15 protein-coding genes and 1 pseudogene are annotated in these 16,515 nt (G+C 63.4%); 6 read left to right on the top strand and 10 right to left on the bottom strand.

Features of this window, described 5'->3' with window-relative positions:
• Nucleotides 1-145: 145 nt before the first annotated feature.
• The 3 genes from RR51_RS12605 to RR51_RS12595 all read left to right on the top strand — a co-directional run bounded on the left by RR51_RS12605 (nucleotide 146) and on the right by RR51_RS12595 (nucleotide 4,793).
• Nucleotides 146-1,606 carry a sensor histidine kinase gene (locus RR51_RS12605; RefSeq protein ID WP_039613704.1) on the top strand — a complete coding sequence of 487 codons (1,461 nt, stop codon included), beginning with the start codon at nucleotides 146-148 and terminating at the stop codon, nucleotides 1,604-1,606.
• Nucleotides 1,607-1,903: 297 nt separating this feature from the next.
• Complete coding sequence (locus tag RR51_RS12600; RefSeq protein ID WP_039613713.1) at nucleotides 1,904-3,397, top strand: sensor histidine kinase; 1,494 nt, start codon at nucleotides 1,904-1,906, stop codon at nucleotides 3,395-3,397.
• Nucleotides 3,366-4,793, top strand: coding sequence for a sigma-54-dependent transcriptional regulator (locus RR51_RS12595; protein WP_015270534.1), 1,428 nt, complete (start codon nucleotides 3,366-3,368; stop codon nucleotides 4,791-4,793). The genes RR51_RS12600 and RR51_RS12595 overlap by 32 nt, the downstream gene beginning before the upstream one ends.
• Before the next feature lie 153 nt (nucleotides 4,794-4,946).
• Here the strand turns inward: RR51_RS12595 and RR51_RS12590 are convergent, their stop codons facing one another.
• The 3 genes from RR51_RS12590 to RR51_RS12580 all read right to left on the bottom strand — a co-directional run bounded on the left by RR51_RS12590 (nucleotide 4,947) and on the right by RR51_RS12580 (nucleotide 7,328).
• Nucleotides 4,947-5,240: a hypothetical protein gene (locus tag RR51_RS12590; protein WP_015270533.1), complete on the bottom strand. Its 294-nt coding sequence runs from the start codon at nucleotides 5,238-5,240 to the stop codon at nucleotides 4,947-4,949.
• 84 nt (nucleotides 5,241-5,324) lie between these two features.
• Nucleotides 5,325-6,677: a GntP family permease gene (locus tag RR51_RS12585; RefSeq protein ID WP_039613703.1), complete on the bottom strand. Its 1,353-nt coding sequence runs from the start codon at nucleotides 6,675-6,677 to the stop codon at nucleotides 5,325-5,327.
• A gap of 111 nt (nucleotides 6,678-6,788) precedes the next feature.
• Complete coding sequence (locus RR51_RS12580; RefSeq protein ID WP_015270531.1) at nucleotides 6,789-7,328, bottom strand: gluconokinase; 540 nt, start codon at nucleotides 7,326-7,328, stop codon at nucleotides 6,789-6,791.
• A 206-nt stretch (nucleotides 7,329-7,534) separates the two neighbouring features.
• On the opposite strand from RR51_RS12580, the gene RR51_RS12575 reads away from it, so the two are divergent.
• From RR51_RS12575 to RR51_RS31915, 3 genes and pseudogenes are all read left to right on the top strand, one after another.
• Nucleotides 7,535-8,554: a LacI family DNA-binding transcriptional regulator gene (locus RR51_RS12575; protein ID WP_024087200.1), complete on the top strand. Its 1,020-nt coding sequence runs from the start codon at nucleotides 7,535-7,537 to the stop codon at nucleotides 8,552-8,554.
• Nucleotides 8,555-8,656: 102 nt separating this feature from the next.
• Nucleotides 8,657-9,475: pseudogene (locus RR51_RS31920) on the top strand (PAS domain-containing protein); the annotation flags it as partial.
• Nucleotides 9,476-9,574: 99 nt separating this feature from the next.
• Nucleotides 9,575-10,012, top strand: coding sequence for a methyl-accepting chemotaxis protein (locus tag RR51_RS31915; RefSeq protein ID WP_239688284.1), 438 nt, complete (start codon nucleotides 9,575-9,577; stop codon nucleotides 10,010-10,012).
• On the opposite strand, the gene RR51_RS12565 is transcribed toward RR51_RS31915, so the two are convergent.
• The 7 genes from RR51_RS12565 to RR51_RS12535 form a co-directional block, all read right to left on the bottom strand.
• Nucleotides 9,987-13,259, bottom strand: coding sequence for a transporter substrate-binding domain-containing protein (locus tag RR51_RS12565; protein WP_039613702.1), 3,273 nt, complete (start codon nucleotides 13,257-13,259; stop codon nucleotides 9,987-9,989). The genes RR51_RS31915 and RR51_RS12565 overlap by 26 nt on opposite strands.
• 13 nt (nucleotides 13,260-13,272) lie before the next feature.
• Nucleotides 13,273-13,887, bottom strand: coding sequence for a response regulator transcription factor (locus RR51_RS12560; protein ID WP_039613701.1), 615 nt, complete (start codon nucleotides 13,885-13,887; stop codon nucleotides 13,273-13,275).
• 220 nt (nucleotides 13,888-14,107) lie between these two features.
• The gene (locus RR51_RS12555) at nucleotides 14,108-14,350 is read right to left on the bottom strand and encodes a DUF1272 domain-containing protein (RefSeq protein ID WP_039613700.1); all 243 of its coding nucleotides are present in this window, start codon (nucleotides 14,348-14,350) and stop codon (nucleotides 14,108-14,110) included.
• 66 nt (nucleotides 14,351-14,416) lie between these two features.
• Nucleotides 14,417-15,169: a precorrin-4 C(11)-methyltransferase gene (gene cobM / locus RR51_RS12550; RefSeq protein ID WP_024087197.1), complete on the bottom strand. Its 753-nt coding sequence runs from the start codon at nucleotides 15,167-15,169 to the stop codon at nucleotides 14,417-14,419.
• Between the two features lie 31 nt (nucleotides 15,170-15,200).
• Nucleotides 15,201-15,587, bottom strand: a complete 387-nt coding sequence (locus tag RR51_RS12545; protein ID WP_039613699.1) for a cobalamin biosynthesis protein — start codon at nucleotides 15,585-15,587, stop codon at nucleotides 15,201-15,203.
• Nucleotides 15,587-16,273 carry a CbtA family protein gene (locus RR51_RS12540; protein WP_039613698.1) on the bottom strand — a complete coding sequence of 229 codons (687 nt, stop codon included), beginning with the start codon at nucleotides 16,271-16,273 and terminating at the stop codon, nucleotides 15,587-15,589. The genes RR51_RS12545 and RR51_RS12540 overlap by 1 nt, the downstream gene beginning before the upstream one ends.
• Nucleotides 16,274-16,282: 9 nt before the next feature.
• Nucleotides 16,283-16,471, bottom strand: coding sequence for a CbtB domain-containing protein (locus RR51_RS12535; RefSeq protein WP_003258255.1), 189 nt, complete (start codon nucleotides 16,469-16,471; stop codon nucleotides 16,283-16,285).
• Nucleotides 16,472-16,515: the final 44 nt, after the last annotated feature.

The raw sequence follows: 16,515 nt of genomic DNA, 5'->3' as shown, positions 1-16,515 counted from the left end.
GTGGGAGCATCGGATTTTTGCAAGGCAGGTGCGTTCAATACGGGAAACAAGACAATACCCTTCGGCGGATGCCACCAAGCTGACCCGATGGTTTCCCCAACTCTGGGCTATAACCTTCTGAAGGTGCCCAGTTGTGGAGTCCGCCATGGACATCGCCCCTCGTTCCGACGCTTTTGAAGTACCCGCCGGTAACGAACTGGCTACCCCACGCAAGCCGTTCAACCTGCTGCGCTGGTACGCCTGGGTCAGCCTGGCCATCATCCTCTCGGTAGCGGTCGGGCTGGGGTTGATTTCCAGCCGCTTCATCGTCGACGAGAGTATCGAGCGCGATGCCTTGCTCACCGCGCAGTTCATCACCTCCATCGCCGATGCCGAAGTGCGCCATGTGTCGATCCCCAATGTGCGCACCATGGGTGAACTGCTTGACCCACGCATCGACCGCGCCAACCTGCTCGATGTCGACCCGGACGCCCGGCGCAGGGCGCGTGGCGAGTTCCTGGACCACATCGCGCACCTGCCCGACATGCTGCTGGCCAACATCTATGCCCCGGACCGTACGGTGATCTGGTCCAGCAACCCGGCCCTGGTCGGCAAGCTGATCGAAGGCGACGAGGACCTGGAGCAGGCTTTCGAGTACAAGATGCGAGTCTCGGCCAGTTACCACAACTTCGACCAGGCCCGCATCGAGCAGAAGTTCGTCATCCCACCCGAGCAGTTGTTCATCGAAAACTATATTCCGCTGTTCGATGCCGATGGCGAGCAGGTCACGGCGATGGTCGAGATCTACAAGGAGCCCCATGACCTGATCGTGCGCATCGAGCATGGGCTGATCCTGATCTGGCTGGCGATCACCATCGGTGCCGCGCTGGTCTACGTAGGCCTGTACGGCATCATGCACCGCGCCGCGCGCCTGCTGGCGGTGCAGCAGAAGCGGCTGATCAGCAACGAAACCTACGTGGCGCTGGGCGAGGTGTCCTCGGCGGTGGCCCATAGCCTGCGCAACCCGCTGGCCAGCATCCGTTCCAGTGCCGAGTTGGCCCAGGCGTTCGACGATGGCCCGGCGCAGCGCAACGTCAACGACATCATCAGCCAGGTTGACCGCATGTCGCAGTGGATCCGCCAGATGTTGCAGTCCTTGCGCCCGCTCAACGATGAGGCCGTGGCGGTGGATTTGCCGCTGGCATTGCAGGAAAGCCTGCAGACCTACGCAGTGCCGCTGGCGCGCGGCGGAGTGAGCCTTGACTTGCAACCGATACCGGCCGTGCAGGTGCTGGGGCATCCGGTGTTACTGCGGCAGATTTTCAGCAGCCTGATCGCCAACGCCCTGGAGTCGATGGAGCAGGGTGGGCGGTTGCGTGTCGAGGTGGTGCGCCATGACCGGCGTAACCTGACCCTGCGCCTGTCCGACAACGGCAAAGGCATGACCGAACAGCAGCAGCGCATGGCCTTCCGGCCTTTCTTCACCACCAAGCAGGGTGGGTTGGGCGTAGGCCTGGTGTTAGTGAAACGCATCATGGAACGCTTCGGGGGCGGTGTCCGCCTCAGCAGCAGTGAAGGCCATGGCACCCGGGTTTCGCTGAGTTTCCGGCTGGTCAATGGCTCCTGACTTACATTAATAAATGCTCCTATCTCATTGTTTATGAAGGATTTGAAGTTTTTTGGGTGAAAACCCCCAAACGTGGGGGATAGCCCTCCAAGGTAATTTAAGATGAGCCTGCAAGCTATTGATAATAAAAGATAAATCTAATTGGTATGTTGGCTGGCTGGGTTCTTGCAATGTGACAGGCAGAGCGCGACACACGACAAATGGCGGCTGCGGCTGCACGGGTGAAGTGCTATCAATTGGCTACTATTTGTCGCCTTGATGCATTTCTGAATGGACGCCCTGGGCGGGAAGCACGCGATGCAGATGCTGGATAAAGAAGTTCCTGACAAGGCCAGTACTACCGCCAACGGTGTGGCCGTGCCATTGCGCGAATTCAACCTGCTGCGCTGGTTTTCGGTCATAAGCCTGCTGATCATCGCCTCGGTGGCGGGCGGGCTGGGTTATGTGTCGACGCGTTTCGTGGTGCGCGACAGCGTCGAGCGCGATGCCATGCTCACCGCCCAGTTCATCCAGGCCATGGCCCAGGCCGAAGTACGTCATTCGCAGTTGCCGCCGGGCACCACCATGGGCGAGTTGCTTGACCCGCGCCTGGACCAGCAGCACTTGCAGTTCACCCCGGAGCTGGCCGAATCGACCCGGGTCGAGTTCCTCGACCATGTGGAGCACCTGCCGGACACCTTGCTGGCCAACGTCTATGCCCGCGACCGCACCATTGTCTGGTCGACCAACCGGGAGCTGATCGGCAAGCGAATCGAGGCCGATGGTGACCTGGACCGCGCCTTCCGCTCGCGCAAGACGGTATCGGCCAGTTACCACCAGGCCGAGGATGACCGCGAAGAGCAGAAGTTCCAGCGTGAACCGCGCTATCTGTTCATCGAGAACTACATCCCGCTGTTCGACAGCCAGGGCGAACAGGTGCTGGCCATGGTGGAAGTCTATAAGGAGCCGCAGGACCTGGTGTGGCGCATCCAGCGCGGTTATGTGCTGATCTGGGCTTCTACCTTGGTGGGCGGGGCGCTGGTCTACTTCGGCCTGTTCTGGATCGTGCGCCGCGCCGCGCAGCTGCTGCACCTGCAGCAGGACCGGCTGGTGGCCAGTGAAACCTATGTGGCCCTGGGCGAGATGTCTTCGGCCGTGGCGCATAGCTTGCGCAACCCGCTGGCCAACATTCGCTCCAGCGCCGAACTGGCTCAGGAAATCGCCAACCCCGCGGCGCAGAAGAACATCACCGACATCATCAGCCAGGTCGACCGCATGTCGCGCTGGGTGCGTGACCTGCTGGTGTCGCTGCGCCCGACCAGTGACGATGCCGAGGCCGTGGACCTGGTGACGGCCATCGAGGACACCCACCTGGCCTTCGCCCAGCAGATCGAACGCAACGGGGTGCACTTCTGCTACGAAGGCCCCCGGTCACAATGGGTGGCCAGCCAGCCGCTACAGCTAACGCAGATTCTCAACACCCTGTTCTCCAATGCCCTGGAAGCCATGCCTGAAGGTGGCATGCTGTGCGCCCAGGTCAATGTGCAGGATGGGCAGCGTGCCGAGTTCGTCCTTAGTGACACCGGCAACGGCATGAGCCAGCAGCAGGAACGGATGGTGTTCAAGCCGTTCTACACCACCAAGCAGGGCGGCCTGGGTGTAGGCCTGGCCCTGGTCAAACGCATCATGGAGCGTTTTGGCGGCTCGGTCAGCCTGAGCAGCCGCGAAGAGGAAGGAACCCGCGTCAGCCTCACATTCAATATCGCAGCGGGAGGGGACCATGGAGCACAGCATCCTGGTAGTCGAGGATGATGAAATTCTCGCCGACAATATTCGCACCTACCTCGGCCTCAAGGGCTTCGAGGTCACCGTGTGCCACAGCGCGGAGCTGGCGCTGGAGCAGATAAAACGGGGCCAGCCCGATGCGGTGCTGACCGACAACTCGCTGCCGGGCATGAGCGGGCACGACCTGCTGCGAACCTTGGTGGCGCAGGTGCCGGACCTGAAAGTGATCATGATGACCGGCTATGGCAACGTGGAAGATGCCGTGCAGGCAATGAAGGAGGGCGCCTTCCATTACCTGACCAAGCCCGTGGTGCTGGCCGAGCTCAAGCTGACCCTGGACAAGGCGCTGGCCGCCGAGCGCATGGAGCGCACGTTGTCGTTCTACCAGGAGCGCGAGGCGCAGAAGTCCGGGTTGCAGGCATTGATCGGTGAATCACCGGCGATGCTCACCCTCAAGCACACCCTGCGCCAAGTGCTGGATGCAGAACGGCGCATGGCCAGCGACGACCTGCCACCGGTGCTGATCGAAGGCGAGACCGGTACCGGCAAGGAGCTGGTGGCCCGCGCCCTGCATTTCGATGGTTCGCGCAGCAAGGGGCCGTTCATCGAGTTCAACTGCGCCTCGATCCCGGCCAACCTGCTGGAGGCCGAGCTGTTCGGCCACGAGAAGGGCGCCTTTACCGATGCCAAGGAGCGCAGGGTGGGCCTGGTGGAGGCTGCCGATGGGGGCACCTTGTTCCTCGACGAGATTGGCGAGATGGACCTGGTGCTCCAGGCCAAGCTGCTGAAGTTGCTGGAAGACCGCAGTATCCGCCGGATTGGCGCGGTGAAGGAGCGCAAGGTCGACCTGCGGGTGATCAGCGCTACCAACTGCAACCTGGAGCAGATGGTGCAGCAGGGCAAGTTCCGCCGCGACCTGTTCTTCCGCCTGCGTATCATTGCCCTGAAAGTACCGCGCCTGTATGCCCGTGGGCAGGACGTGCTGCTGCTGGCGCGGCATTTCCTGGCCCATCATGGCCGGCGTTATGGCAAGCCGAACCTGCGCTTTTCCGCCGAGGCGGAAAGCCTGATGCTCGGTTACAGCTGGCCAGGCAACGTGCGCGAACTGCGCAACATGCTGGAGCAGACCGTGCTGCTGGCGCCGAACGAGGTGGTGCAGGCGCACCAGCTCAACCTGTGCATGACCTTGATCGACGAGCCGCTGGTGCAGCAGGCGGCGCCTGCGGTGTTCGAAATGCCTCGGCACGAACCGGAGCCCGGCACCAGCCTGCCGGACATGGAACGTGACTTGGTATGCAAGACCCTGGACCGCACCGACTGGAACGTGACCAAGTCGGCGCGCATGCTCGGGCTGTCGCGGGACATGCTGCGTTACCGGATCGAGAAGCTGGGGCTGACCAGGCCGGACAAGCGCCAGTGGTGAGCAAAGGGGGCCCCTGTGGGAGCGGCTTTAGCCGCGAACACCGGCGCAGCCGGTGCCATCACCGCGTTGGATTCTTCGCGGCTAAAGCCGCTCCTACAGGGATTGCGGCAACTTTTGGAATTTGAGCAAAACAGTTGCATTCAGGGGCATTGATCAACGCTGATTATCGGCTGCTCCCTGCCGCCCGGTACCTTCCGAGCCGCTGCCATCCATCCCTGGCAAATCCCGGTTGTCATTCTGTTCAGCTGGCGGGCTGTCCGGGTCGTTGCCCTTTATGCGTGGGTCTGTGTCCCGCGGCAAGGGCTTTTCGATCGGGTTGAGGGTGCTGTCCGCACCCGGCTTGGGCGCCGGGTTGTGCGGGTCGTCGGGGTAGGTGGGGCCGGTGCCGGCAGCAATGGCCAACGGCGCGGCGAGCAGGGCAATCAGCAGGATGCTTGAGCGGGGCATGGCAGGCTCCTTTGCTTCTGGTAGGGCTGATACTTCCCTTCGGCCCTACCCGAAGCTTCAAGGTGCCATTACCCCGATCAACGGTTACACCATCAGCGAAAGCAACATGATGAAGATGATGCCGACGATCGACAGGATGGTCTCCATCATGCTCCAGGTCTTGAAGGTTTCCGCCACGGTCATGTTGAAGTACTGCTTCACCAGCCAGAAGCCTGCGTCGTTGACGTGGGACAGAATCAACGAGCCAGCGCCGGTGGCCAGCACCAGCAGCTCACGGTTGACCCCCGGCACCAGGTCGATCACCGGTGCAACGATGCCCGCACCGGTAATGGTGGCGACCGTGGCGGAACCGGTGGCGATACGGATTACCGCTGCTACCAGCCAGGCCAGCATGATGGGCGAAATCTCCGCCTGTACGGCCATCTGCCCGATCACGTTGCCCACGCCGGTGTCTACCAGCATCTGCTTGAAGCCGCCACCGGCACCCACGATCAGCACGATCGCCGCAGTCGGTGCCAGGCTCTGGTCGAGCATCTTCATGATCTGCTGACGGTTGAAGCCACGGGCCGAGCCAAAGGTATAGAAGGCCAGCAGCAGGGCAGCGAGCAGGGCGGTGATGGGGTGGCCGATCAGGTCCATCCACTGGCGCACGATGTGCTCGGCAGGCAGCACCACGTCGGCAAAGGTCTTCAGCAGCATCAGCACCACCGGCAGCAGCACGGTGACCAGGGTGATGGTGAAGCTCGGCAGATTGCCCTGGTCGGACTCCTTGGCGATCTGGTCCATCAGCTCCTGGGACGGGGTGCCCGGGATGTAGCGGGAAATGAAATTACCGAACAGCGGGCCGGCGATGATGGCGGTAGGCAGCGCCACGATCAGGCCATAGAAAATGGTCTTGCCGATGTCGGCATGGAAGATGCCGATCGCCAGCAGCGGGCCCGGGTGCGGGGGCACCAGGCCGTGCACCACCGATAGGCCGGCCAGCAGTGGAATGCCGATCTTGATCAGCGATACGCCGGAGCGTCGGGCGACGATGAACACCAGCGGGATCAGCAGCACGAAGCCGATCTCGAAGAACAGCGGGATACCCACCAGGAAGGCGGCGAACATCATCGCCCAGTGCACGTTCTTCTTGCCGAAGGCGCGGATGAGGGTTTGCGCGATCTGATCGGCCCCCCCGGAGTCGGCCATCAGCTTGCCAAGCATGGTGCCCAGGGCGAGCACGATGCCGACGAAGCCCAGAACACCGCCAAAACCGTCCTGGAACGATTTCATGACCTTGGCCACCGGCATGCCGGAGGTCAGGCCAAGGAAGCCGGCCGCGATGGTCAGTGCGACGAAGGGATGGACTTTGAAGTGGGTGATCAGCAGGATCAGCCCGACGATGGTAACCAGCGCGTCGAGCAGCAGGAAGGTATCAGTAGCCAGTCCGAACATGGTTTGAAGGCCTCGGTCTTATCGTTGTTTTGGCGTAGCTTTTTTGCAAATTTGCTTGCGCTTGAGGGGCAGGGTAGCGCTGTCTCGGTTGGGCCGGGAAAGCCGCCTGGGTCAGGCGGTTTGTGCCAGGCCCGGCTCACTGCGGCCCTTTAGCCAGCTGTCCACCGCTTCGGCAAGCGCTTCGATGGGCTGGGTGGCGTCGAGCGCCAGGGTCAGGGGTTCGCCGTGTGGCGGCTCCAGGGCAGCGAATTGGCTATCGATGAGGCTCGCCGGCATGAAATGCCCTGGGCGGGCCAGCACGCGTTTCTCCGCCTCGGCGGGTGACAGCTCGAGGAACACGAACACCAGCCCGGGCATGGCGTCGCGCAGGGAGTCGCGATAGCGGCGCTTGAGGGCCGAACAGGTCAGGATCGGACGTTCCCCGGCCTGGGTCGTGGCTTGCAGCTCTTGACCAAGACGCACCAGCCAACCGGCACGGTCGCTGTCGTCCAGGGGGATGCCAGCGCTCATCTTGCGGATGTTTTCGGCAGGGTGGAAAGCGTCACCTTCGATCAGGCGGCCGCCGCTTCTGGCAGCGATGGCAGCGCCGATGCAGCTTTTGCCGCAACCGGCCACGCCCATCACCACGATGGCGGACAGGGGAGAATTCATCAGTACCTCCTGCGGGTGAGATAGCGCTGTCTCGTTGTCGACGAACAGCCACCTCCCCGGTGTTATTGGTCTTGTCCCTACGCAGTATGGACGCTTGGCGGCGAGCGCGTGTTAGCTGCTGCCAAAGATTACATTGCCTGCGTCCTGAGACAGCGCTACCTTAGTGGCCGTTCCCTTTCCTTGCAAGTAGTAAAATTACAACATCCATGTCCCGCACCGGCTCCCGTACCACAGGTCGTCCCACCCTGGCAGAAGTTGCCAGGCTTTCCGGGGTTTCCCCGATTACCGCCTCGCGCGCCCTGCGTGGGGTCAGCACGGTTGCGCCGGAGCTGGTGGAAAAGGTCGTTGCTGCCGCAGCGAGCCTTGGCTACGTGGCCAACCCGGCGGCCCGTGCCCTGGCTTCGGCGCGCAGCCAGTCGGTGGTGGTGTTGATTCCGTCGCTGTCCAACCAGCTGTTCATCGATACGCTGGAAGCCATTCATGAGGTCATGCGCCCGCGCGGGCTCGAGGTGCTGATCGGCAACTATCACTACGATCTTGCCGAAGAGGAGAACCTCATCCGCAATTACCTGGCCTATCAGCCCTGCGGCATGCTGCTGACCGGTTTCGAGCGCAGCGAGGCATCGCGGCAGATGCTGGCGGCCAGTGGCGTACCTTGTGTGCACATGATGGAACTGAATGGCGAAGCTGGTGCATTGTCCGTCGGCTTCTCGCAGCAGCAGGCCGGGCGCGCCGCCGCCCGCCACCTGATCGAGCGCGGGCGCAAGCGCCTGGGGTTCATTGCCGCACAGCTGGACCCACGAGTGATGCAGCGTGCCGAAGGGTTCCGCCAGGCGTTGGCCGAGGCCGGCTTGCAGGCGACCGAGCTGGAAGTGCTGACGCCGGAGCCTTCTTCCATTGCCTTGGGCAGCGAGTTGTTCAGCCAACTGATGCGGCAGGCGCCGGATGTCGACGGTATCTTCTTCTGCAACGACGACCTGGCCCAGGGCGCGGTGCTGCAGGCATTGCGCCAAGGGGTGGAGGTGCCGCGGCAGGTGGCGATGGTCGGTTTCAACGACCTGCCGGCTTCGGCGCACATGGTGCCGCGGCTGACCTCGATTCGCACGCCTCGCGCCGCTGTGGGGCGCGGTGCTGCGCAGGCGCTGCTGGCGTTGCTCGATGGCAAGCGGGTGCCGAATGCGCAGCAGGACCTGGGCTTCGAGTTGATGGTGCGGGAGAGTTCCTGAGCGCGGACGCTTGCCCATCCCGGTTAAGAATGGCGCTCCGTATTGCGAATGCAATAATTACAAGGTGATAGCACTGTGCTTGCATGGCGCTAATGGCGATCTATGCTCAGGACACCGCGCATACAGGAGCCCGGCGTCATGTTCGATTTCCACCGCAAGTCCGATCTGGTCGAAATCCAGCGCAGTCATCAGGCATTGGCCAGCTTGCAGGCCAAGCTGGCGGCGATCAGCCGCTCCATGGCAATGATCGAGTTTACCCCCGACGGCACGATCCTCGATGCCAATGAGCGCTTCTGCCAAGCCATGGGCTACAGCGCCGAGGAGTTGCGCGGCAAGCATCATCGGCTGTTCTGCGACCCTGGCTACGCGAAAAGCGCCGAATACCAGCAACTGTGGCGTGAACTGGGGCAGGGCAAGGCCATCAGCGGTACCTTCGAGCGCATCGACAAGGCCGGCCGCGAAGTCTGGCTGGAAGCCAGCTACATGCCGGTACTGGACGAGCAGCGCCAGGTCACCAGCGTTATCAAGGTAGCATCCGACATCAGCCAGCGAGTGATGGAGGAGCACGAGAGCGAAAGCCTGCTCAAGGCCATCAGCCGCTCCATGGCGGTGATCGAATTCACCCCGCAAGGCCGGGTGATCAAGGCCAACCAGAACTTCCTCGACACCATGGGCTATCGCCTGGACGAGGTGGTCGGTCGCCATCACGGGCTGTTCTGCCTGGCGCATGAGCGCGAATCGGCCGAGTACCGCGAGTTCTGGGCATCGCTAAACCGCGGCGAGTACCACTCGCACCGTTTCGAGCGTGTCGACAAACATGGCCAGACGGTCTACCTGGAGGCCTCCTACAACCCGATCTTCGACAGCAAGGGCCGCTTGTACAAGGTAGTGAAGTTCGCCAGCGACATCACCCGCCAGGTCAGCACCCAGCAAAGCGCGGCCGATGCTGCCCATGCCAGTTCGGTACAGACCGATGCCTGCGCGCGCAAGGGCACCGAGGTAGTACAGCAGGCGGTACAGGTGATCGAGCAGATTTCCCATGAACTCAACGACGCGGCACGCAGTATCGATGCGGTGAGCAAGCAGTCGGATGTGATCGGGCAGATAGTGCTGACCATCCGTGGCATTGCCGACCAGACCAACCTGTTGGCTTTGAACGCAGCCATCGAGGCGGCCCGCGCCGGCGAGCACGGGCGCGGTTTTGCCGTGGTGGCCGACGAGGTGCGCAGCCTGGCGGCGCGCACCAGCAAGGCTACCCTGGAAATCGTCGACGTGGTGCGGCAGAACCACGACCTGTCGCTGTTGGCCGTGGCCAGCATGCAGTCGAGCCTGAAGCGTACCGGCCATGGTGTGGCGCTGGCCAACGAAGCCGGTACGGTGATCATGGAAATCCAGCAGGGTTCACGGCACGTGGTAAACGCTATCAGCCAGATCAGTTCGACGCTGCAATTGCACTGAGCACATCGCCCAGCTCGTCCAGCAGGGTCTCCAGGCTGGCCTGTAGTTGCAGGCGAAGGTCAACCGTCGGCAGGCCTTGGTCGTGGGCCTGCTCGATGGCTTCGCAATCCTTGACCAGCGTGCGTACCTTGAGCATCTTCGCCCCACCTTTGATCCGGTGAGCCAAGGCGCGCAAAGTTTCGCCGGGGGCGTCTGCTGGCAACGCCCGCAAGGTGGCCAGGTCTTCGCTGACGCTTTGTGACAACTGCTGCAGCAAGTTCCGCGTCAGTTGTTCGTCGTCCTGGGTCAGGTGGCGCAGTTCGCCAAGGTTGAACCCGCTGGGGCGCCGTGCTGTCGGCTGCTGCCGGTGGTGGGCGTGGGGCAGGTGGGTCTTGAGCGTACGCAGGCCGATGGGTTTGAACAGGCATTCGTCCATGCCGCTGGCCAGGCAGCGGGCACGCTCCTCGGCCTGGGCGTTGGCGGTGACGCCGAGAATGCAGCATGCCGCCAGGCCGCGTTCGCCCTCCAGGCTGCGGATACGGCGGGTCAGTTCGTGGCCGTCCATGACCGGCATGCTGCAGTCGGTGATTACCAGGTCAAAGCGCGCAGCCTGCCAGCGTGCCAGCGCGATTTCCCCGTTTTCCGCCAGCGTGACCCGATGCCCCAGGGTATGCAGTTGCCGCTCCAGCAGCAGCAGGTTGGCGGGGTAGTCGTCGACCACCAGTATGTTCAAAGGGCCGCTGCTTGTTTCCAGCACAGGGTCGTGCTGGTCGGCCTGCACCGGTGCAGCGCAGGCGGGCAGCTGCAGGCTGACCTGCACCTTGGTGCCAAGGCCTTCGACGCTCTGCAAGTTCAAGGTACCGCCCATCAACTCGGCCAGCGTGCGGCTGATGACCAGTCCCAGGCCGGCGCCCTGGCGTGCCCGGGGGCCGTCGGCCTGGACGAAGGTATTGAACAGCCGGGCCTGGTCGGCAGGGCTGATGCCGATGCCGGTGTCTCGCACACTCAGCTCCACTGCCAGGCTGTCAGTGTCGGTTGGCGAGGGCAGTAGCAGGCTGGCCTGGACTTCACCGCTGTCGGTGAACTTGATGGCATTGCTGATAAGGTTGGACAAGACCTGCTTGAGGCGCAGCGGATCAGCCAGCACCCACACCGGCGCGGCGGGCAGTTCGCTGTGCAGGTGCAGGCCTTTGGCCCTTGCATTGCCTTCGAACACCCGCACGGTGGCGCGTACCAGTTCTACCAGGTTGGTGGGCACTGGTTGCAGGGTGATATGCCCGGATTCGATACGGGAAATGTCGAGAATATCGCCGATCAGCTCAAGCAGGCCAATGGCCGAATCGTGGGCGGTCTGCAGGGTCTGGGTGTCGCAGCGGCCGCCGCGGCTGTCTTCCAGGGCCAACTCCAGCAGGCCGATCACGGCATTCATCGGGGTACGGATTTCATGGCTCATGGTGGCCAGGAAGGTGCTTTTGGTCTGGCTGGCCTGTTCGGCGTCGTCCTTGGCCTGGCGCAGCTGTTCAAGCAGGCCGCGGCTAAGCGCAAGTTGCGCTTGCAGGGCATGCTGGGCCTCGGTGCGCTGATTGATCAGCTTGCGCAGGTAGCTGTTCCAGAACACCACCCCGGCCAGCAGCAAGGCCGACAGCACCAGCACTTGCAAGGCCAGCGTGCGGTAGTCGCGCCAGGGGCTGTCACTGACCAGGGTGGTGGTGCGCCAGCGGTTGATCAGCTGGTCCAGCTCTTCGGGTGGAATGCTCAGCAGCGCCTTGTCGAGGATTGCCTGCAGCTGTGGCTGGTCCGCGGCCACGGCGAAGGCGGCGATGGCCGGGTCGTCGTCGAGCACGCTGGCAATGCGCAGGCGGTCCTTGAACACATGGCTGATGTAGTAGGCGGCATTGATATGGCTGCTCAGGGCGACGTCGGCGGCACCGTTGGCCACGGCCTCCATCAGGCCGAGCGGGTTGTCCACCTCGACCATCCTGGCCTGCGGGTAGCGTTGTTGCAGCACGGCCCGTTGCGGCGAACCGCGTACCAGGGCGATGCGCATGCCATCCAGCGCCATGGCCTGCGGCGGTGATGCATTGTCGCCACGGGTGACCAGCACCCGCGGGCTGACCAGGTAGGGGCGGGTATAGCGCAGTTGTTTCGAACGGTCTGTGCTGTAACCCAATGCGCCGATCATCTGCGCATCCCCGCGCGCCAGGCGCTCGATCATTGCTTGCGCCGACGGGCTTTCGACCGGCTTGAAATGCAGCCCCGTGCGCAGCGAGATCTGCTTGAGCAGCTCGAGGGTGATGCCGCTGGGGCGGTGCTTGGTGTCGTTGAAGGTCAGTGGCGCCAGCGAAGTGTTGACCAGCACGCTGACGTTGGGGTTGGCAGCTATCCAGGCTTCTTCTTCGGCGGTCAGGGCGGTGAGGTGGCGCTGCAGCAGCAGGCTGGTGTTGCCACTGCTCCAGCGGCGCAGGATATTCAGGCGTTCGCTTTCGCTGATACGCGCCAGCGCCTTGTTGACCAACTGTTGCAGGCGCGGGTTGTCACTGGCCATGGCAAAGGCAAACGCGCCAGGGGCAACCTGACAGAAGTGGTCGATCTTCAGTGTGCCCTGGTAACTCTTGCCAATCGCGAAGTCGGTACTGATGGCATCGCCCAGGTAGGCGTCGGCCTCGCCCAGTTCGACGGCGGCCAACCCGGCCAGGGTCGAGCGATACAGGCTCAATTGCGCCTTGGGGTACAGGCTGCGGACGCTGCTGGCCGGCAGGTAATGATCGACCATGGCCAGGCGCAGGCCGGCGAGGTCGGGGGTGTTCTTCAGGCTGCGCCCCTCGCGTGTGACGATGACTGGCAGATCGTCGGCGTAGCTTGAACTGAGGCTGAGCTGGGCATCCGCTGCCTCGAAGGCGTTGGAGCTGCCCAGCAGGTCGATACGGCCGTCGCGTAGCGCAGCGATGGCTTCGTGGCGGCTGTCGTAGCGTCGTACTTCGATGGTGGTACCCAGCTGCTCTGCGATGATGCCAGCGTAATCGGCGCTGAGGCCTTCGTAGTCGTGCTGACTGACATTGATCTCCAGCGGTGGATAGTCGGGGCGCGAACTGCCAAGTACCAGGTGCTGGCGTTGCTGTAGCCAATGACGCTCTTCGCTGGACAGCGCAAGCGGGGCCGCGGCGCTGACCGAGCGTGCCAGCAACTGGCGAGGTTCGCTGTTTGCCAGCAGCGCGCCGGAACCGGCCAGGCCGATGACCAGTAGGGCGCTTGCCAGCAGGCGCTTCATTGTCATCGAGCGCTCAGTAGACGCTGTTGCGCTTGGCCAGGTCGACCATTTCAACCAGTGATTCGGTCTTGAGCTTTTCCATGATGCGGCCCCGGTAGGTGCTTATGGTCTTGGCGCTGAGGTTCATGCAGGTGCCGATATTCTTGTTGTTCTCGCCGCGCGCCAGGCGCCGCAGCACCTCCATTTCCCGGTTGGACAGGCTGGACAGGCGCACTGGCTCGCTTTCCAGCGAGTTGCTGTTGACCGACATCTGCGGGAAGGTCGAGTAGCCCTTGACCAGCGCTTTAAGGGCAAACAGCAACGCCTCGTGGTCTTCTTCCTTGGTGACAAAAGCGCCGATACCAGCATCCAGGCAGCGCCGCACATACAGGTCGGTGGCCTGGCCGGTCAGCACCATGATCTTGGGCGCCGGCTCCAGGCATTGCAGGCGCTTTATCACTTCCATGCCATCCAGGCCGGGCAGGCCGATGTCGAGAATTACCACATCCGGTCGCAGGTCGCGGGCCACCTGCGACACCTCGCTGCCATTGCCGACCTCGCCGACAACACGGAAGCGCTCGCGGTCGAGCAACATGCGCAAGGACAGCCGGACGATGGGGTGGTCGTCGACGATCAGCACGGTAGTCATGAAGAAAACTCCTGTCAGGATGTGGTCCGCTTCCTGGATCACTCTGGAATACGTCTGCAAGTGGGGTTATCGGAAGCGCTGCACGATACGACCATTCCCGAAATTTGGTAATGCCGAGTATAGAAGTGTTGAAAGTCCACGTGCTTGTTGTTGAAAAGTCCTACAAAAAGAGGGAAAGACTTCACCCTGGCAAAGCGGCGATGCCTGTTTTTTGTAGTCGTCATGCGCAGGCGGAGTGTGATTTGCTCACGCGCTGGGTTGAGGCGGGGTTGTTGGCCAGTGCCTGGCCGACCCGTGTCGGGCGTGCCACCAACTGGCCGGTGCAGTTCGGGCAGCGGCCCTGGAAACGGTTTTCGGTGCAGGTGCGGCAGAAGGTGCATTCGAAGGAGCAGATCAGCGCATCGGGGCTGTCACCCGGCAGGTCGGTATCGCAGCACTCGCAGTTTGGGCGTAGGTCCAGCATGGGCATGACTCCTGTTTGCAGGCGGGAAACCGGAGTCTGCTACGCCTGCGGCGAACCTGGCAATGCTCAGTCGCCAGGGCGATACAGGTGGGCGTGCCCGGCGCGATACAAGGCCGATTCGGCAAACGGTGTGTCGCCCAGCACATGGCCCACAAGGATCAGCGCCGTGCGCCGGAAATCCTTGGCCGCGACGCGTTCCACAATATCGCCGAGGGTACCGCGCACCCAGTCCTGGTCCGGCCAGGTGGCACGGTGCACCACCGCCACCGGGCAGTGCGTGCCGTAGTGCGGCAGCAGTTCTTCGACGATACGCGACAGGTGCTTGACCCCCAGGTGAATCGCCAGGGTGCTGCCATGGCGCGCCAGGTCGCCCAGCTGCTCGCCGGGCGGCATCGGCGAGCTGTCACCATAGCGGGTGAGGATAACGGTCTGAGCTACTTGGGGCAGGGTCAGTTCGCAGCCGAGCAGGGCGGCGCTGGCCGCTGTAGCGGTGACCCCGGGGATGATCTGGTAATCGATGCCCAGCGCTTGCAGATGGCGGATCTGCTCGCCGATGGCGCCGTACAGGCTGGGGTCGCCACTGTGTACCCGAGCCACATCCTGGCCTTGCTCATGCGCACTGCGCATGGCGGCAATGATCTGTTCCAGGTGCAGTTCGGCACTGTTGATCACGGTCTCGGCCTGGTGGCCCTCGAGCACGGCGGCCGGCACCAGCGAGCCGGCATAGATGATCACCGGGCACTGACGGATCAGCCGTTGGCCCTTGACCGTGATCAGTTCCGGGTCGCCGGGGCCGGCGCCGATGAAGTAGACCGTCATGGTAAGTCCTTGCAGGAAAGAGGGGAAACGTTCAACAGGCCAGGGCGAGGGTAGCCGGGCCCAGTACCTGGCGTGTCAGCAGCAACCTGGCGGTGCCAACCCGCTGGCTGGCCAGGGCCAGTGCCGCACTCTCCGCCACGCCCCAGCAGCCGCAGTGGGCATGGGCAGCGGCGGAACGGTGGCTGAGTCGGGGTTCGTAGGGTTGCAACTGCGCGGTATCGTACAACACCAAAGACAGGCCGAGGCGTTCGGCCAGTTGCTGCAAGCCGGGCTCGTCGGCCTTCAGGCTGATGCTGGCGATGCCTTGCAGGTCGGCCAACGCCAGGCCCTGGGTGGCCAGGGCCTGGCGTAGCAAGATTTCCAGCGTATCCGCCGGGCAACCCCGACGACAGCCGAAACCGGCGTAGAAGGCAGGCATCAGGCCTGGCTGGAGCGCCGGAACAGCCAGGCGCTGAGCAGGCCCAGGGCCAGCCAGAATGCGGCGTTGGTCAGCCAGGAGGCCACTTTGAACTGGGTTTCCAAGGCGGCGGGGGCCAGGCTCTCGTGCACCTCGGGTTGCGGCGCACCGATCACATGGGGAATGACCAGCAGCACGGCGCCCAGCGCCTTCAGCAACCAGTGGCGAGCGAACACCAGCAGGGCCAGGCCCAGCGCGGTGGCACTGGCGGTGCCGATCCACCAAGCCTGGCGTTGCCCCAGGTCGGCTGCGGCAGTACCTGGCAGTTCCGGCGGCAGGCCCAGGGTCGGGGCCAGGCAGAACACGGCGAAGCCGGCCAGGCCCCAGAGTGCGCCGGTGCCGGCTCGCTTGGGTTCACGCAGGCTGTACAGGGCGGTGAGAATCAGGGCGAAGCCGACCGCGACCACCAGGTTGCCGCCGGTGGTGGACAGCACTCGCTGCCAGCCGTCCTCAGGTGCCCAGGCTTCGGCGCTGTGTTCATGCGCTGCCACTTCGCCAGCATGCTCGTGCTCGGCGACGGGGGCCGAGGATTCGTAGGTTTCTGCTTCGAGAATCAGAGGGGCGACCCAAAAGCTCTGCAGCAGGGTCAGCAGCAAGGCCGCCAGCAACCCGCTGAAGCCCGCGGTGCGGGCAATGCGTGTGATCATCGGGCGTACTCAGTGGCAGGGGAATGCGGCGCTGTGGCGCGTGTCGTGGGCGGCGTTGTGCACGGCCTCGATGTGCGAAAAGCCGGCGAAGTACACCAGGCACAGGCCCAGCAGGCTGGCGCCGATGGCGATGACGACACGCTGGCTGAGGGTGACGGGGGTGGTAATGCTGTGTTGTTTGGCGCTGGTGACGGGCATGACGCGTTCCTCTGCTTTTTGTGGGCAACGGGCAAGCGCGGCAG

The organism is Pseudomonas sp. C5pp (assembly GCF_000814065.1).
Lineage (GTDB): Bacteria > Pseudomonadota > Gammaproteobacteria > Pseudomonadales > Pseudomonadaceae > Aquipseudomonas > Aquipseudomonas asiatica.
Note: the sequence above shows the minus strand (reverse complement) of the source record. Positions and strands in the feature narration are given on the sequence as shown.

What these genes read in the sequence shown, in the direction of transcription:
- RR51_RS12605 (WP_039613704.1), top strand. Translation starts at nt 146, where the DNA reads ATGGACATCGCCCCTCGTTCCGACGCTTTTGAAGTACCCGCCGGTAAC.
- RR51_RS12600 (WP_039613713.1), top strand. Translation starts at nt 1,904, where the DNA reads ATGCAGATGCTGGATAAAGAAGTTCCTGACAAGGCCAGTACTACCGCC.
- RR51_RS12595 (WP_015270534.1), top strand. Translation starts at nt 3,366, where the DNA reads ATGGAGCACAGCATCCTGGTAGTCGAGGATGATGAAATTCTCGCCGAC.
- RR51_RS12590 (WP_015270533.1), bottom strand. Translation starts at nt 5,240, where the DNA reads ATGCCCCGCTCAAGCATCCTGCTGATTGCCCTGCTCGCCGCGCCGTTG.
- RR51_RS12585 (WP_039613703.1), bottom strand. Translation starts at nt 6,677, where the DNA reads ATGTTCGGACTGGCTACTGATACCTTCCTGCTGCTCGACGCGCTGGTT.
- RR51_RS12580 (WP_015270531.1), bottom strand. Translation starts at nt 7,328, where the DNA reads ATGAATTCTCCCCTGTCCGCCATCGTGGTGATGGGCGTGGCCGGTTGC.
- RR51_RS12575 (WP_024087200.1), top strand. Translation starts at nt 7,535, where the DNA reads ATGTCCCGCACCGGCTCCCGTACCACAGGTCGTCCCACCCTGGCAGAA.
- RR51_RS12565 (WP_039613702.1), bottom strand. Translation starts at nt 13,259, where the DNA reads ATGAAGCGCCTGCTGGCAAGCGCCCTACTGGTCATCGGCCTGGCCGGT.
- RR51_RS12560 (WP_039613701.1), bottom strand. Translation starts at nt 13,887, where the DNA reads ATGACTACCGTGCTGATCGTCGACGACCACCCCATCGTCCGGCTGTCC.
- RR51_RS12555 (WP_039613700.1), bottom strand. Translation starts at nt 14,350, where the DNA reads ATGCTGGACCTACGCCCAAACTGCGAGTGCTGCGATACCGACCTGCCG.
- cobM (WP_024087197.1), bottom strand. Translation starts at nt 15,169, where the DNA reads ATGACGGTCTACTTCATCGGCGCCGGCCCCGGCGACCCGGAACTGATC.
- RR51_RS12545 (WP_039613699.1), bottom strand. Translation starts at nt 15,587, where the DNA reads ATGCCTGCCTTCTACGCCGGTTTCGGCTGTCGTCGGGGTTGCCCGGCG.
- RR51_RS12540 (WP_039613698.1), bottom strand. Translation starts at nt 16,273, where the DNA reads ATGATCACACGCATTGCCCGCACCGCGGGCTTCAGCGGGTTGCTGGCG.
- RR51_RS12535 (WP_003258255.1), bottom strand. Translation starts at nt 16,471, where the DNA reads ATGCCCGTCACCAGCGCCAAACAACACAGCATTACCACCCCCGTCACC.